Annotated in this window: 23 protein-coding genes; 10 read left to right on the forward strand and 13 right to left on the reverse strand. The window is 42.5% G+C overall.

The genetic code is table 11. The features are described from left to right. The first annotated feature begins 60 nt into the window (after positions 1–60). The 8 genes from H6G05_RS01000 to H6G05_RS01030 all read left to right on the forward strand — a co-directional run bounded on the left by H6G05_RS01000 (position 61) and on the right by H6G05_RS01030 (position 3,949). Complete coding sequence (locus H6G05_RS01000) at positions 61–450, forward strand: winged helix-turn-helix transcriptional regulator (RefSeq protein ID WP_190575488.1); 390 nt, start codon at positions 61–63, stop codon at positions 448–450. A gap of 31 nt (positions 451–481) precedes the next feature. Next, positions 482–616: a hypothetical protein gene (locus tag H6G05_RS25535; RefSeq protein WP_277874732.1), complete on the forward strand. Its 135-nt coding sequence runs from the start codon at positions 482–484 to the stop codon at positions 614–616. 56 nt (positions 617–672) lie between these two features. Continuing rightward, on the forward strand, positions 673–864 hold the full coding sequence (locus H6G05_RS01005; protein ID WP_190575490.1) for a hypothetical protein: 192 nt from the start codon (positions 673–675) through the stop codon (positions 862–864). A 71-nt stretch (positions 865–935) separates the two neighbouring features. Beyond that, on the forward strand, positions 936–1,190 hold the full coding sequence (locus H6G05_RS01010) for a type II toxin-antitoxin system PemK/MazF family toxin (RefSeq protein WP_322096306.1): 255 nt from the start codon (positions 936–938) through the stop codon (positions 1,188–1,190). A 183-nt stretch (positions 1,191–1,373) separates the two neighbouring features. Beyond that, on the forward strand, positions 1,374–2,576 hold the full coding sequence (locus tag H6G05_RS01015) for an AAA family ATPase (RefSeq protein ID WP_190575492.1): 1,203 nt from the start codon (positions 1,374–1,376) through the stop codon (positions 2,574–2,576). After that, positions 2,569–3,138 (forward strand): DUF4276 family protein, encoded by a 570-nt coding sequence (locus H6G05_RS01020; protein ID WP_190575494.1) that lies wholly within the window; start codon positions 2,569–2,571, stop codon positions 3,136–3,138. Before H6G05_RS01015 ends, H6G05_RS01020 begins: the two co-directional genes overlap by 8 nt. Positions 3,139–3,426: 288 nt before the next feature. Continuing rightward, complete coding sequence (locus H6G05_RS01025; protein WP_190575497.1) at positions 3,427–3,633, forward strand: hypothetical protein; 207 nt, start codon at positions 3,427–3,429, stop codon at positions 3,631–3,633. After that, a complete protein-coding gene (locus H6G05_RS01030; RefSeq protein ID WP_190575499.1) occupies positions 3,620–3,949 on the forward strand; it encodes a type II toxin-antitoxin system PemK/MazF family toxin in 330 nt (109 codons plus the stop codon). Before H6G05_RS01025 ends, H6G05_RS01030 begins: the two co-directional genes overlap by 14 nt. Positions 3,950–4,146: 197 nt before the next feature. On the opposite strand, the gene H6G05_RS25935 is transcribed toward H6G05_RS01030, so the two are convergent. The 6 genes from H6G05_RS25935 to H6G05_RS01060 form a co-directional block, all read right to left on the reverse strand. Further along, positions 4,147–4,605, reverse strand: a complete 459-nt coding sequence (locus H6G05_RS25935) for an HNH endonuclease (protein ID WP_408962453.1) — start codon at positions 4,603–4,605, stop codon at positions 4,147–4,149. A gap of 228 nt (positions 4,606–4,833) precedes the next feature. Then, a complete protein-coding gene (locus H6G05_RS01040) occupies positions 4,834–5,346 on the reverse strand; it encodes a hypothetical protein (protein WP_190575503.1) in 513 nt (170 codons plus the stop codon). 157 nt (positions 5,347–5,503) lie between these two features. Beyond that, a complete protein-coding gene (locus H6G05_RS01045; protein WP_190575505.1) occupies positions 5,504–6,223 on the reverse strand; it encodes a DevA family ABC transporter ATP-binding protein in 720 nt (239 codons plus the stop codon). Between the two features lie 2 nt (positions 6,224–6,225). Next, positions 6,226–6,933, reverse strand: coding sequence for a GAP family protein (locus H6G05_RS01050; RefSeq protein ID WP_190575507.1), 708 nt, complete (start codon positions 6,931–6,933; stop codon positions 6,226–6,228). Between the two features lie 16 nt (positions 6,934–6,949). Continuing rightward, the gene (devC, locus tag H6G05_RS01055) at positions 6,950–8,122 is read right to left on the reverse strand and encodes an ABC transporter permease DevC (RefSeq protein WP_190575509.1); all 1,173 of its coding nucleotides are present in this window, start codon (positions 8,120–8,122) and stop codon (positions 6,950–6,952) included. An 18-nt stretch (positions 8,123–8,140) separates the two neighbouring features. Next, positions 8,141–9,400 carry a glycosyltransferase gene (locus H6G05_RS01060; RefSeq protein ID WP_190575511.1) on the reverse strand — a complete coding sequence of 420 codons (1,260 nt, stop codon included), beginning with the start codon at positions 9,398–9,400 and terminating at the stop codon, positions 8,141–8,143. 132 nt (positions 9,401–9,532) lie between these two features. Between H6G05_RS01060 and H6G05_RS01065 the strand changes: the two genes are divergently transcribed. After that, complete coding sequence (locus H6G05_RS01065) at positions 9,533–10,153, forward strand: TetR/AcrR family transcriptional regulator (RefSeq protein WP_190575513.1); 621 nt, start codon at positions 9,533–9,535, stop codon at positions 10,151–10,153. Here the strand turns inward: H6G05_RS01065 and H6G05_RS01070 are convergent. From H6G05_RS01070 to H6G05_RS01085, 4 genes are read right to left on the reverse strand one after another with little or no spacing between them, the layout of a single operon-like run. Further along, a complete protein-coding gene (locus H6G05_RS01070; protein ID WP_190575515.1) occupies positions 10,134–10,355 on the reverse strand; it encodes a hypothetical protein in 222 nt (73 codons plus the stop codon). The two genes, H6G05_RS01065 and H6G05_RS01070, sit on opposite strands and share 20 nt — an antisense overlap. Positions 10,356–10,371: 16 nt before the next feature. Further along, positions 10,372–11,055 (reverse strand): GNAT family N-acetyltransferase, encoded by a 684-nt coding sequence (locus tag H6G05_RS01075; RefSeq protein WP_190575516.1) that lies wholly within the window; start codon positions 11,053–11,055, stop codon positions 10,372–10,374. 20 nt (positions 11,056–11,075) lie between these two features. Further along, entirely contained in the window at positions 11,076–12,257 is a 1,182-nt protein-coding gene (locus H6G05_RS01080) for an HlyD family efflux transporter periplasmic adaptor subunit (protein ID WP_190575518.1), read from the reverse strand. Positions 12,258–12,294: 37 nt separating this feature from the next. Further along, positions 12,295–12,870, reverse strand: a complete 576-nt coding sequence (locus H6G05_RS01085; RefSeq protein ID WP_190575520.1) for a TetR/AcrR family transcriptional regulator — start codon at positions 12,868–12,870, stop codon at positions 12,295–12,297. 313 nt (positions 12,871–13,183) lie between these two features. Here H6G05_RS01085 and H6G05_RS01090 point away from each other — a divergent pair, with 313 nt between their 5' ends. Continuing rightward, complete coding sequence (locus H6G05_RS01090; protein ID WP_190575522.1) at positions 13,184–13,579, forward strand: ArsR/SmtB family transcription factor; 396 nt, start codon at positions 13,184–13,186, stop codon at positions 13,577–13,579. 97 nt (positions 13,580–13,676) lie between these two features. Here the strand turns inward: H6G05_RS01090 and H6G05_RS01095 are convergent, their stop codons facing one another. The 3 genes from H6G05_RS01095 to cysT form a co-directional block, all read right to left on the reverse strand. Then, positions 13,677–13,946, reverse strand: coding sequence for an NIL domain-containing protein (locus tag H6G05_RS01095; protein ID WP_190575524.1), 270 nt, complete (start codon positions 13,944–13,946; stop codon positions 13,677–13,679). A 208-nt stretch (positions 13,947–14,154) separates the two neighbouring features. Beyond that, positions 14,155–15,036: a sulfate ABC transporter permease subunit CysW gene (gene cysW / locus H6G05_RS01100; protein WP_190575526.1), complete on the reverse strand. Its 882-nt coding sequence runs from the start codon at positions 15,034–15,036 to the stop codon at positions 14,155–14,157. Next, positions 15,029–15,892: a sulfate ABC transporter permease subunit CysT gene (gene cysT / locus H6G05_RS01105; RefSeq protein ID WP_190575528.1), complete on the reverse strand. Its 864-nt coding sequence runs from the start codon at positions 15,890–15,892 to the stop codon at positions 15,029–15,031. Before cysT ends, cysW begins: the two co-directional genes overlap by 8 nt. Positions 15,893–15,911 lie beyond the last annotated feature (19 nt).

Below are 15,911 nucleotides of genomic sequence, written 5' to 3' on the forward strand. Positions count from 1 at the left end.
GCAAGTTCAATATAGTGCTATACACTAACTTTTAGTAAGTACATACAAAAAGGTAAGTATATGAATCCTCCCAATAATCGTCAAAATACTTTGACAGAACGCCTTGAAAAAGGCGATCTTTTTGCTCAACCCTGCCCTTCACGGGGAATACTCAAGCATGTTTGCAGTCAGTGGGGTGTACTCTGTCTGATGTCCCTTCGCCAAGGCACGCATCGATTTAGTGAGTTGAGACGAAAAATCGGGGGCGTTAGTGAGAAAATGCTCGCGCAAAGCTTGCAAACGTTAGCAGAAGATGGTTTTGTCCTGCGAGTGTCTCACCCTGTTGTGCCACCCTTTGTCGAGTACAGCCTCACGCCTCTGGGAGAAGAAGTTGCTGAGCATGTTGCCACTTTGACCGACTGGATTGAGGTAAATCTACCAAGGGTGCTGAACGCCAGAGATAGACTATAGCAAGGGTTTTAAGATTAAAAATGGTTATGCTGTGAGGCTTGATTTATGGGCGATCGCATCAACAATCTATCTTCTCAAAGCGATCGCTATTGCCGTGAGTCGTGATTTCTGGACGATCGCCGATCAATTGTATATTTTGCTGTATTGCGATGCGATCGCTGTTTGATTTTTGTAAAGTGGCGATCATGTTAATCTATAAAATATAACTTAAGGAATAAAGCTATGACTGCTGTAGTACAAGAGCTTCTAAACACCTTTGACAACCTAACGTACTCAGAAAGATTAGATTTATTGTCAGAAATTCTGAGGCGTACAGTTTATTTAGACTTTGAACCATTATCTGACGAAGAATTAACACTGAATGCCGAGGATATCTTCCTAACACTAGAGGAAGAAGAATTTGCTTATGAATAGCCCCTATCGTGGAGAAGTTTGGCTAGTCGATTGGCTATGTCGCCAAAGTCAGACCATGTTTAGTTGTTAGCATCCCAGCACTAGATAGGGATCGAGCATTAGTAACCCTAGTTCCACATACAACAAGTTTGCGCGATTCCAGATTTGAAGTGAAAGTGAAAGCTAAATTTATACGAGAAGGCGCTTTTGATGTGCAAAATCTCATCACAATCCCTCATGCTAAACTTTTACGCAAACTGGGAGAGCTAACATCAGAGCAAATGGAAGACTTAGAAGATGTCTTACTCGTATGGTTAGGATTTGATTCCGAAGAAGATGAAGACTAACAATGGAAAACTTTGAGAAAGGCGATCGCTATTACCGTGAGTCATGATTTCTATGCGATCGCATTGATGGTGTAAGTCAAAAAATTGAGGCGATCGCTGATCCTGTTATTTTGTTTGTGGTAGGCGCAGACATATTCGGCTAGAATTTATCAAGACGATCTGTATTGGAAAGGAAGCTCTATTTTGTCTAACCCAGATTCCAACACAAAGCATCCGCGCCTTTTATCATTCACCCTTGACGGTTGGTCTGTTTTGGGTGGTCGAGTTACTGTGCCTTTACACGATGGTGTTGCAGTATTAGTTGGTCGTAATGGAGCAGGTAAATCAGCCATTATTGAAGGACTTAAAGCTATCTCATTGTGTGCTATTGGTAAAGCTAATCATAGCGAAAGTATTCCCAAAATATTAGAGATCGAAATCTTGACACCAGACAAACGTCATCTCATATATAAATATGAGCGTATTCCTCTATCTAAATCTACTGAAAGATTGGATATAGATGATTCTATAAGTGACAACTTGGTAGAAGGACAATTCTCTTGGAATGGCTATTGCAAATATATTGATGGGAAACAAGAGCCTCTCTGGACTACAGAAAATGGGATAACAACTATAATTAATGAGCTTGGTCAAAATGCTGGAATTCTTGGCAATATTCACTTGTTCCCACAAACAACTCTTCCTGAGAACTCGTCACTAAAGTTCCCTCGCGAAATGTTTTGGAGCTATGATGTTTTGAATGGAGTTCGCATATTTATTAAGACTACTATTTCTAAGCGTCAGAACATTGCAATAAAAGTTTCGCGCAACAAAAAAATTGTTGTTGACGATAGTTTGGGAATAGCTAGTAAATTAACTCAAAAAATTCATCGTCTTATGGAAATAGGGAAACTTGATGAATTTGATAGTGTTTGTCAGAGAGTTGGACTTGGCAAAATAACTGAACAAAAATCACCTCAATATGTCGAATCCAGAGAGATCTCTGAAAAAGAATATTTTTTTGAAGTCAAGTTAGATGGAGTTAATATTGGATTCCTTTCCGATGGAACTCTTAAAGTACTGTCAATTCTTATAGAAATAATTGTTTCAAATTCTAGATCAACAATAATAATTGAGGAGCCTGAAGCACAAATTCATCCAGCGATGCTAGCAAAGTTACTTAATGAAATCGAGACTTACACTTATGGAGAAAATTTAATTATTTCAACGCATTCTCCGCAAGTAGTCGCATGGGCTAGTCCAGAAAAAATCAATCTAGTTCACCGCAAGGACGGTCAAACATTTGTTAGACAATTAGCTGAAGACGATATTCACAGTATTATCGAATACCTTTCTGAAGAAGGTAACTTAGGGGAATGGATTTACAGTGGTATTCTCGATGAGTAACATTAAAATAGGTTTAATTACCGAAGATGATACGGACTGGGATGCAGTTCGAGAAATTATTCATCGTGTGCTTGACTCAAATGTAACAATAAAAAAATGGACATCTGGGGGATCTGTTGCCAAAAAGAAACTTTCAAGGGAGCTTAAAGTTCTTTTTAACAAAGGTTGTAATGTTTTTATTGTTGTTCAGGATTTGGATCGTTCTCCGAATGGTTCCCTTAAAGATGAGGAAACATTACGATCAGAGTTAGAACCATTATTTTCTGTGGTGAATAGCTTTAGCAAACATATCTGTATTCCCATTGAAGAATTAGAGGCTTGGTTTTGGTCTGATTCAAAGATTATCAAAGAGATTGGTGGCGAAAAATGTAAAGCAAACCCAAACCCTCACCAAATTAAAAGTCCAAAAGAGGCTCTTAAGAAGTTATCAATTGGGAAAAATGGAAAGCCAAGTTATGGGACTAATAGAAATGCTGAATTAGCTAAAAAGCTGGATATGGTTGAATGCTCTAAGTATTGCCCATCATTTAGGGAGCTAGTCAAATTCCTGCGATCGCTATAAAAATATTGCTAATCTATAGTCCGAAAGAATTGCGATTTTAGGTGATCGCTATTAATGACCAGCGTCAATATTTGGAACAAGTTTACCATCTTCCATATAAACAATGCGATCGCTATTACCATGAGTCATGATTTCTAGGCGATCGCATCAACAATCTATCTCCTAAAGGCGATCGCTATTACCGTGAGTCATGATTTTTAGGCGATTGGGATGTTTTGGGGGCGATCGCTCTACCCCCCCAACCGAACTCTATGTTAGGATTTTAAATATTTTTAGTATCTACACAATATGAAAAGCCAGTTATTACAATTAGCTTTTGAAATAGAGCTTCAAGACGGAGAAAAATTTACAATACCTAGCTCCATAATAGAAGGAATCGGCAAAGGTAAATGGCTCATTACTATTCAGCCAAAATCAGAAACAGGCGATCGCGCCCATGATGCCTTTTTAAAAAGTTATTCGTCAGAAGATGAAGGATTATATGACGACTATTAAGGCAGGAGAAATCTGGGTTGCAGCAATTCCTTTTACCAATGGCATATCTTCAAAAAAGAGACCCGTATTAATTCTTTGGCTAGATGGAGATGATGTTGTATTAGCAGCAGTGACATCCGCGCAGCCGAGAACACAAACCGATGTTTTACTAAGAGACTGGTCAACCAGTGGTTTACGAGTTGCCTCAACTGTGCGTTTATCAAGACTTGATTGCTTAGAGAAATCTTTACTGATTACCAAATTAGGGCAGCTATCTCAAGAAGATGCTGATAACTTGCGTGAAGTATGGAACATTCACATCAAACCCCAGTTCTGAAATAATGCGATCCCTGTTTGATTTTTGTAAAGTGGCGATCGCTATTACCATGAGCCATGATTTCTAGGCGATCGCATCAATAATCTATCTCTTAAAGGCGATCGCTATTACTATGAGTCATGATTTCTAGGCGATCGCCTCAATAATCTATACCCATATTGTAACGTTAGCTATCAGCCGAAGAATTAGGTGTTTGTTTAGACAACACGAGGATTCCTGTTCTTGAGTCCACGCTGGGTACGCCAATGAAGAAACTGCTCAACATTCTTTGCATGCTTCGCAAAATTACACTTCTCGCAGCAAAGAGTCAGATTGGAAACCTCAGTGCGACCGCCTTGCACAACTGGAGTCATGTGATCGATGTGCCATCTATCGGCGAGTTGAGCATCGCAGTATGCACACCTGTCCTCAAGTAACATCCGAATTTCCAGAATATCTTTATCTGTGTAGCCATTGCCCGCAGACGATGCCTCGCGCTCCCTACGAATTGCTGAGCGTTCAGCCACACCATCTTTATTTGCCGAGCTGTAGTCCTTAACATAGGCTCTCATGCATGCACGGCACTTGAAGCGGAATCCCCCGCTAGGAGTGTTCCCAAAGTTGTCCCGATTCAATGGATAAGACTTGAAACACGTGAGACATTGACGAATTTCCATATCAATAAAGACCTATGACTAATGAATTAATAGGCTGTAGTTATCTTTAGCTCGACTGAAATCATATCTATTTGCCCGTTTCAATCATTTGTTATGCCCCGATCACTTCACAATTATTTGTCTTTATGATCGCCAATAATTTCTCAGAACTCACGTCGCAGCCAACTATCTTTATTTGCTTGGTCTGGGGCAAAGATAAATAATCTTAGCACGGTCGAATTGTTGGACTTATTTATCTGAAATAACTGCCTGCATATCGTCTTCATAGTAAGACTGCCCAGCACAGGTAGTGTTAAAGCTCTGCTGTAATATTTTATATTTATCTACCTGTGCATTGTATGTGGGCAGATACTCGTTATATGAGGCTACAAGTTTTCTCTGGTTTGTTATCAGTGCATTGAAACTGTCTACCGATTCTTGACTATACCTGTCCACGAACGGTTCACGTTGAGAAATTGTTTGCTCAAAACGCTCAAGCTCAGACAATTTTTGTTTTAGCCTTGACTTCATTTGTTCAAGTCGAATACTGTCGCTATTGAGACGATTTTGCTGTCCAACGCATGAACGAAGTTGCTCACGGGAGAGAACTGAACCTGAATTCTGAATATTGTTGCGAAGCCCTAAACCACGAAAACGGACTCTCACTCTTGCGTCTACATCTAAAACGTGAATCGTAAGAAAAGCTATCAAAGCAGATCCATAGATTAGGAATTTGGTGTATGTATTCGTCTCTTTAAGCATAATTTACAGTTTTATCGCAAATGTTGCACAAATTATTCATTTAACCTAAAATATCGCAGATTCCTACTTTAAGTCAAATGCAATCGCATCAACAATCTATCTACTCAATGCGATCGCTATCACCATGAGTCGTGATTTATGGGGCGATCGCCATTAATTAATGACCAACTTCAATATTGGGAACGAGCTTGCCATCTTCCATATAGACAATGCGATCAGCGATATCGAGGATGCGATTGTCGTGGGTGATGAGGAGAATTGTGCAACCTTTTTGTTTGGCGAGGGTTTGCATGAGTTCCACAACTTCGCGACCTGATTTTTTATCGAGGGCTGCTGTGGGTTCATCGGCTAGGACGATCTTGGGTTGAGAAACTAGCGCACGGGCGATCGCCACCCGTTGTTTTTGACCACCAGAGAGACTATCAGGATAATAATCGAGGCGATGACCCAGCCCAACCGCTTCGAGCATGGCGGTAGCATTACCATCTAGATCAGAAGTTCCATCCTCATCATGAAGTTCTAGAGACATGCGTACATTTTGTCTAGCCGTAAGGAATGTCATCAAATTATGGGCTTGAAAGATATAGCCAATATTGCGGCGGATTTGCACGAGAGCGTTTTTATCAGCGCCACGAATTTCTCGATCCAGAATTTTTAAGCTGCCTTCCTGTGCCGATCGCAAACCACCCATGAGCGTCAAGAGCGTAGTTTTGCCTGAACCAGAGGGACCCGTCATGATGATGATTTCGCCAGCATAGATATCGAGATTGATATCAAAAAGTGCCTGTTTGCGTAAATCACCTTCGCCGAAATAATGATTGAGATTTTGGGCAGAGATTACGGGTGTAGATGGAGCAATGGCAAGTGGGGAGTTCATAGCTATAGGAGTTTGATTGATGGATTTCCAAAGGCGTTGGCAATGCAATAGACGAGGCTATCGGCAATAAAAAATATGCCTAAACCTAAGATTAGAAAACGGATGATGTGAGGAGAATAGATGGCAATGGAGCGGTTAATGCGCTGAATTAGAGACAGGGCAAAGCTCTGACGATGGAAGAAAAGATAGATAACAACTAGAGCGCTTGGTGGCAGGACAAAAATTAGGTTATAGAGTGCCAAGATCCTCATAGTTGATACGAGATCTAGGTTAGCGCGGACGATCTGCTCGATCGCTGCGAAATATGGTAAAGCGGTGGGAAGTTCTAAAATCGTTACAGACATTCCTAACAGGAAAGTTCTTGCCAAGTTTAATTTTTTCGGTACTTTTGCTGGTTCAGATTGAGTAGGAATTCGGAGCATAATGCCCACTACCAATAAAATTATGCCAATCAGAAGCTGAATTGTATAAAGTAATGGCGTAGATAAAGAGAATCCAGAGTTTACGATCACGGTCTGAATTAATCTATCTAAGCCCAAGACTGCCAATAATCCCGATGTCCAATAGGCTAAAAATATGCCAATTACAAAGGCGATCGATCTCGGAATTGGCTTTGGCGTTCCTAGCAAATAGACTTGTAAAGCGATCGCCGATGGATTAAGGCTATCGAGAGCCGCGATCGCTATTAGAGAGGGAAGTAATGCTGACATAAAGTTTAAAAAATAATTAGAAAATATCAGCAGGATCGGCGGTTTGGAGTTTTCGCATGGCGATCGCGCCCGAAACTGTACACATGATTACAGTCATCACAAATACAGAAGTGGCGCGTTCTAGCGTCATTTTTATCGGTAGCATGGTGGCGGCGTAGGTAACTTGATATAGTCCAACAGAAAGTAGGAAACTGGGCAGAAATCCTAAGCAAGCTAACAAAAGAGCCTCTTGAAAAAGGATGCTTAAGAGAAAGCGATCGCTGTAGCCCATTGCCTTGAGAGTGGCGTATTCCGCAAGATGATCGGAGACATCGGAATAGAGAATTTGATAGACAATCACGATACCGACAATAAAGCCCATGGCAACGCCCAACCCAAAGATGAAGCCGATACTGGTTCCCGTTTCCCAATAGCTTTTTTCGACACCTGCCCATTCTTCGGTAGTCAGAACGCGCATATCATCAGATAACAGGCTAGCAATCTCCCTTTTGACTTGCTGAACGTCGGCTCCTTCTTTTAGATGAATTAGCCCCATTTCAATGCGATCGCTACGTCGGTCTGGAAATAAACGTAAAAAAGTTGCATCACTGGTAATAATATTGCCATCCGCCGCAAAGGAAGAACCAACTTCAAATAGCCCGCTTACCTGCACCAATTTATTATTTAGCTGGGCTTCCAGTTCACCCTTTTGCATAAACATATTTGCCACATCGCCATATTCAGGACGACCAGCGCGATCGAAGAGAACGCGATCGAGTTGTTGAATCTGGGGAATTTGTTGGGCGGGATCGGGTAGGTTGACGCTAGGATTACCCGCATCAACTCCCCAAATGAGAATCGCTCGATTTTGCCGAGTTTCAGGATTGCGCCATTGACCTGCAACGGAAATGTACAGGGGAGAAACGGATTTAACTTGGGGATGGGCGAGGGTTTGGTAAAGGCGATCGCGTTGAAAATTAGGAGTAGAGATGAGAGTTTGAAATTGTGTACTAGCGATCGCTAGATCCGCCTGAATTAATTCGCGATAGGGTTTCATCGCCGAATCATAGAGCGCTCCTTCAAAACCCATCTGCACGAACATCAAGATATCAGCAAAGGCAATACCCGATAGCGCCACAATAAAGCGAACTTTATTACGAGTCAGTTGGAGCCAAGCAAGGGGAGTTTTTCGCAGCAATTTACGAAGCATAGATCCTCTGTGTAGTTTTTAATATTCAATTTGGTTGACAATGGCGACTGCCTTAGCAATTCCATTTTCAGCCCGAATTTTCTCGCCTAAATTGGCTGCTGTTTCGCACATTGAGCGATCTGTTACAGCCATTTGTATAGCTTTTGCAAGATTTTCCGCAGTCAGCTTTTTACGGGGAATTGGTTTAGTGCCACCACCTAGTTCAGCAATGCGATTACCCCAAAATGGTTGATCGCCAAAGAAGGGAATCACAATGCTGGGAACTCCTGCCCTGAGAGCCGCAGATGTCGTACCAGCACCACCGTGATGGACTACCGCCGCCACATAGGGAAAGATAAAAGAATGGGGAATGGAATCCACTATAAAGACCGTATCTGGCAAATCCCGCTTACTCAACCCGCCCCAACCAGATTGCAAGATGGCGCGTTGCCCTGCGATCGCGATCGCTTGTAAAACGAGATCGGCTGTTGCCTCTGGGTTACGATTCCCCATGCTGCCAAAGCCAATAAATACAGGTGGCGCTCCCTCAAGTAAAAAATCCATCAAGTCTTTAGATGGAGTCCAACTGGGATCTTCATCTAAAAACCAATATCCTGTGACATGGGTATTTTGCCAATCGGAGGGTGGATTAATTATCGATGGACTAAACCCATAGAGAATAGGAAAACGCTGCAAATGTGGGGAATTGTAAGCACCAAAAAACGGGGCAGCAGGTAGTTCCAAAACTTGTTTTCTTGCTAGTTCATCGCCTTGGCGGGTTCCTTGCCACATGATCTGTCGAAATAGCATATGGGACAACCAATTAACATAACTACCGAGTTTTGCTAATGATTTCGGAAATAGGATCGCGGGAAAGGCTTTTGTCGGGGTAAATGGAAAGATATAGGCTTGAAGCAATGGTAGATTAAACTTTTCAGCAAGCGCAAGACCGAGGAATAGTCCGCCCACACCTGTAATCAGAAGATCCACATCCTGACAAGCCGACAAACTATCTTTCGCCCAGTCAACAGCAGCGCGTTTAGTTGCTTTTGTCGCTTCCGCGTTAATCGCGAAAAAATCTCCTTTTTCCGTTAACTCTCGCATCTTGGGAGTTGCCATAAATTCCTGTACATTCCCAGTCATTGGGAAAAACTCCAGCCCATGCGAACTGACTAGAAATTCAAAGTTTTCATGAGTTGCTATTCGCACGTTGTGCCCTGCCTTTTGCAATCCCTTACCCAAAGCAATATAGGGTTGAACATCGCCTCGACTTCCTAGAGAAATAATCGCAATTCGCATAAACAATCCTTCCTTTTTACAACAAATCGAGAGACTTGCCTGATATAATGTGAGTAATTGCTCGTATTTTATAGCTACTTTAGAGTGCCTGACAACTCGCCTTTTTTGATCTTTTTTTGATATTTGTGACCTATGACCAAACCCTTACAAAAGCCGCGTAAATTACCAAAACAGGAGCGTTCTCAAGCAACTGTTAGCGCTATTCTCATCGCCACAACTCGCATTTTGACCGAAGAGGGATACGATAAATTCAATACAAATCGAGTCGCGGAACTCGCAGGCGTGAGTGTTGGCTCACTGTATCAATACTTTCCCAATAAGGAATCTTTGCTTTATGCTTTAGGAGAGCATCATGCGAATGAAATGGCGCAGTTAGCGCAACATCATCTAGAAGGGCTAGGCGATCGCTCAATCCTAGAAGTAATTCAGCAGATTATCAAAGCGGTTTTAGCGGCTTATACAGTGAACCCTAAACTCTATCGCATCCTGCACCAACAGGTTCCCCGCAGTGAGGAGATGCGAAAGCTAGATGATGCCAGAATTGAGCAAATGTTCTACTCATTTCTCGCTCCACATCGCGATCAATTGCGACCAAAAAACCTAGATATAACGGTTTTCATCGTTAGCCGCACAATCAAAGCCCTACTTTATGATGCGATCGTTGATCGCCCTAATCTCTTAAAAAATGGCGAACTCGAACAAGAAATTATAGGTATGTTGTCATCTTATTTGATCAGTCCAAACTCGCTGTGATTTGGCGATCACCATTAAAAAAAGCAGATAGATATTCGATTCCGTAAGTAAAAGTCATTTCTAACGGTTTGAATATCGCAAAGGCGATCGCACAATTGATGACATCTGGCTCGTAAGCGGCGTAGTATTCAATTTCAGCGATCGCATCTTCTAGAACTGAGGCGACATTGGGCAATTGCGCTAACAAAAAGGTGTATGACATTTTTTATCTCCTGAGATTAAGCTTGTGGCGATCGCATCATCATCCATAGGGGCGGCGCATCCTTGAGAACTCGCAGTTCCTCTCGCACTACAAATCCATGTCGTTGATAGAATTTTACGGCGCGATCGGTGGAAGTAAAGAGATAGCAAATTTCACCTTGGCGATCGGCTTGCTGCAAGACAGGTTGTAATAGCAAACTGCCTATCCCTTTGCTTTGAGCCTTTGGCGATACACCTAATCCTTCTAGATACCAGTGCGGGGTTGGACAATCACGCAGGCGATAGGCTTCTGTTTTTGTCAAAGTGTTGAGTATGCGCTTGGTGGAAATAGCCCCGTTCTGAAGGAATATTTCCAAGATCAAAGGCAGTGATCCTAGCAATGAGGGTGACTTAGCGTTAGGAGGCAACCAACTAGCAATTCCTAAAATTTGCAAGTTATCGAGCGCCGTAGAAGTATTGCGATCGCTCTGTTCACTGCAATAGACATGTCCTAAAGGAAAGTCATGATTTATCGTTTTACGCCAAGCTTTTTCGAGGCTTTCTAAGCGATAACGTTCATTGGGAATGAGATAGCAAGATAGGGGGTCAACAAAGAACGTGTCTGCCATCATTTTGGCAGCAATAGAAATATGAGATTGTTTAAGAGAGAGGATTTGCGGCTCTTCATTCCTAACAGTCATTTTGTCATTGAGAATAGTCATAAATAGATCTCCTGATGATATTAATTTATGGATGAAAGCTGGATCTTGCCTTGAACTTGCAAGTTTGTAAAAGCAGCAACGCGGCGGCTATCCTCTGGGCTTAAACGCACTTTGACCTCAATCACGCGGCGATCGAGATTCTCTCCTGCTTGATTGGTTGCTTGTCGTTGACGTTCAATTTGCAAACCAACTTGTGAAACCACACCCTTTACTTCGCCTTGAAAAGATTGCCCTGTAATCGTTGCCGATTGTCCAACCTTAACCCGATCAATCTCCGTTTGATAGACTTCCAACACGGCGACCATGCGATCGGTTGCTCCCAATTCAACGATGCCATCATTGCTAACCTTTTCCCCTAATCGCGTGCGGATTTTGAGGATTTGTCCATCCATTGGAGCGCGAATATAGGCTTGAGCAAGGTTCGTCTCCGCCCGTTTGAGAGCAGCGATCGCACTGTCTACTTCTCTAGCCTTGGTAGCAATATCCACAGGACGCACTTCGGCAATGCGATCACGAGTGCTACTTGCCTCAAGGATTTGGGCTTGGAGCGTATTGGCAAAGCGATCGCGATTACTTAAAGCTTCTTGCAATTGAGCGCGGGTTGTCTCCGCCGCCAGACGTTTCGTATCCAAAACTGAAGCAGAGATTACGCCTTGGGCATAGAGTTGTTGAAACCGAGCCAACTCTGCCTCCGCAGTACGAACTTCCGATTGCCAACGGGAAATCGTCGCCGATTGGGAAGCCTCACTACCGCGCAAATCTGCTTGCAATCGTAAAATCGATGCTTCTTGGGCTTGAATTTCTGATTGTTTCGCACCAGCACTAACTCTTGCGAATTCCGCTTGAGCAATCTCCACCTGAGCCTTAGCTTGCGCCACCTCATCAGCAAAGCGATCGCTAGCATCTAGTACGGCGATAATCTGCCCTGCTTTCACCCGATCGCCGACTTGGACGCGCAATTCCTTTAGGCGATCGCCATCTAGGGCAACGGGAGCCGCTAAACGCATGACTTCTCCTTCGGGTTCCAATCGACCCAGCGCTGTTACGGGCAGAGGCGCACTAGCGATCGCTGAAGTGTTATTGGTAATATTGGGCTTGCTCGAAGAGACAATGCTATAAATAGAAATTCCTGTAGCTAGAGCCGCAAGGAAAATTCCCCCAAGCCAAAGATGGCGGGAGTTAAAGAAAGATTGAGATGTCATATTTTACTAATCCACTTTCAAAGAAATTTAGCAAGCTTCATTCATCCGCATAGGTCATCCGAATGAGTTCCCCGATCACCTGCGATCGCTCCTCATCAGAAATGCAGTTAAGCCCTAATAGCTGATTCCAAGAAAGTCCATCCGCAGCTAAGAGAATTATCCCAGCCTTGAGTGGAGCAATACCACAATTACAGGCTTGTTGATGCCACTGAGTACAGGCTTCTTGGAATGGTTGGAGGAGTTTGCTGTCTTTAGCGACTGCTGCTAACAATCCAGACTGAATTGCGGCATTCTGGCGATCGAATGTATCTCCAGCCCTGATGTAAGCCCGTAACCAAGCTCCCTTGATCGTAAGATCGCCTTCGCGAAGAAGTTCTATCTCTAATAATTGCTCGAACTCAGCGATCAGGTTTGCCACCATACTCGTCAATAGAGCTTCTTTATTAGGGAAATGATAGAGCAATCCGCCTTTGCTTACGCCTGCTTCTTTTGCCACAGCATCGAGGGTCAAAGCGTCAGAGCCAAAGCGCAAAACAACTTCACCTGCTGCATTGAGCAGTGATTCTCGCGTCGCCGATCGCGATCGCTTGCCTACCTCTAAAGCCTCTACCATAAACTTTTGCTCGAATACTAAAAATTTAAGTCAATTGACTTGTCTTAAATTAACTATACCGTCTGGACTGTATAGTGTCAATATAGCAAAGCAAGTTTTGCTGTACAAACCAAAACCCAAGAATCGAGTGGCGGAGCTTCGCTCCGCCACTCGATTCTTGGGTTGTACTAGCTAACTCTAAAGTTTACAGTCAACACCCTTAAACATCAGACAACTGTGTAGTTACCATTATTTGGGATACATTACTATATGGTAATATGCTAGGATTAAGTTGTAATAAACTATAGTAGTTAAAAAGCTTCTCTCCACCGTTATGACCTTTAATTCCTCTGCTCTGACTCAAGTCGCTGATTACTTTAAAGTATTATCTGAACTCAGTCGATTGCAAGTGCTATGTTCTTTGAAGTCAGGCTCAAAGAATGTTACGGAAATCATGGAAGAGACAGGGTTAGGTCAAGCAAATGTCTCGAAACACCTGAAGATTTTGGCTCAATCAGGGATTGTTTCTAGGACTCCTCAAGGAGTCAGCGTATATTACGAAATTGTCGAACCATTTATTTTTGATCTATGTGAACTGGTGAGCGATCGCCTCTCTATTCGATTACAAGAGCAATCACAACAGCTAAAACAACTAGAAGGATTGCGTCGGAATGAACCCATTAGTGCTAGTCAAAAAAACATTAAAGTTAAAGCCAAAAATTATGCTTAACGGCTACACCATTCTGTGTTTTGGTATTAGTTGCTGATCCGATACTTACTGATAAGGACACCCGATGGGGTGTCCTTCCACAAACCATTTAGGATTGCTATAGATCTGTATTTGTTTCACTATTGTCTTCCCAAATTTCGATATCAAGGTCATTAAGATAGGCGATCGCAGTTTGAATTTGTGCTTGAGTTCCGTTGAAACGGAGATGGAACCAACCACTACCAGCATTTACTCCCAAAGTTGCGGAGATGATATTTACTGTTATGCCATACTGTGAAATTAATTGCGAAATAACAGGTTCGCCATGTAAATCTTCAGGGATGCGAATCTTGACATCTTTAGTTACTGGACGAGTGTCAATAGCCATAAAATTAAGCTCCTTATAATCATTGGATGTTTCACTAAGCGGCGGAAATCGCCGCTTAGTGAAACACAAAATGGCTACGCCATTTTGTGTTTTTAAAACCCTTACTGGGTTTTGTTTCTAATTCACAAAAGTGTAACTACACTTTTGTGAATTGGTATTAGCAACGATAATTTGCAAGGATATGTGGCGTGGAAAGTTTACACCATCACTATTCGCGTTCATTCGGATTATGGGTTTTGCGTTCCAAGATTTCCTTCAGAACTAGAGTAACTACAGCCAATAGCGCGAGTAAAACAGCCGCCGAATAAGCAACTTCATTCTCATAGTTCTTATAGGCTTCTTCAACAAATAGTGGCAAGCTTTGGGTTTTTGACGCAATATTACCAGATACGACGGAAACAGCACCAAACTCACCCATAGCTCTGGCATTAGTCAAAACTAAGCCGTAGAGCAAACCCCATCGGATATTGGGAACAACTACTTTCCAGAAAATCTGCCAGTCATTAGCCCCAAGCGTTCGCGCCGCCTCTTCCTGTTCTGTTCCCATTTCATCTAATACAGGAATAACTTCACGGGCAATAAAAGGCATACTCACAAAGATTGTGGCAAGTAACATCCCAGGGAACGCAAACACAATTTTGATGTTATTTGCTTCTAGAAATGAACCAAACCAACCGATACGACCATAGAGCAAGACAATCATCAAACCTGCAACCACAGGCGAGATCGAGAAGGGTAGATCGATAATGCTCAGTAGCAAAGCCTTGCCTGGAAATTTATTGCGAGCGATCGCCCAAGCTGCACTCAAACCAAAGATCGTATTTAGGGGTAAAGCAACTACGGCTAAACTTACGGTTAGTTTAATGGCGGCGAGAAAATCTTCACGCTTGAAAGAGTCTATTAATGGTGTCAATCCTTTAGCAAAGGCTTGGACAAATACATTTGACGCTGGAATTAACAGCACTAAACCCAGATATAAAAAGGAGATTCCAATGAGGATTTTAGGCGCGATGCTTTTCTTCTCTTTTCTCGGTTGAGATTTAGGTAAATCTTGAGCAGAGTTACTTGCAGAATTATTCAGATTAACCATATTTTTTGCTCCAAGCTTGTAATAAATTGATGGCAAGGAGACTCACAAAGGAAATGGCTAACATTACAACACCAATTACCGTTGCACCTACATAGTCATATTGTTCTAGGCGCTGAAAGATCAAAACTGGGGTAATGAGATCCCTAAAAGGAGTATTAGAGGCAATAATTACGGTGGAGCCATATTCACCGACAGCGCGAGAAAAGCCAAGGGCAATACCTGTAAGGATTGAAGGCGTAAGTGGTGGCAAAATCACTTTAATAAAAGTCTGTATTTGTGTTGCGCCCAATGACCAAGCAGCCTCTTCAATTTCCTTCTCTAAATCCGTAAGTACAGGTTGCACAGTGCGAACAATAAATGGTAAAGAAATAAATGTCATCGCCACAAAGACACCAATTCGGCTAAAAGCAATTTTGATGCCTAGAGGAGCGAGAAGGGAGCCTAGCCAACCCTTATCACTGTAGACCGTAGCAAGAGTTAGACCCGCAACAGCCGTAGGTAAAGCAAAGGGTAAATCAACAACAGCTTCGAGAAAGCGTTTGCCAAAAAAGTTATAACGTACAATTACCCATGCGATGAGTGTGCCGAAGATGCCATTAATTGCGGCGGCAGCAAAAGCGGTGACAAAGGTAATTTCGTAGCTAGAGATTGCGAGGGGAGATGTTGCAGTTTTCCAGAAGCTATCGAAAGGTTCACTCGCAGCTTTGATAAGCATGGCGGTGATTGGCAAAATTAGCAAAAAAGCTAAATATGTAAAAGTGATTACCCAAGTCCAAGGAATTTTGGTAATTATTTTCAGAAAAGGATTAGATGATTGCTTTCTGTTGGGTAGTGATGAAGGTGTTGTCGTTGTCATGTCTTCAAATAAAAAACTA

The sequence above is a fragment of the Phormidium tenue FACHB-1050 genome (assembly GCF_014696925.1).
In the GTDB taxonomy this organism is placed as follows: Bacteria; Cyanobacteriota; Cyanobacteriia; order Pseudanabaenales; family Pseudanabaenaceae; genus Pseudanabaena.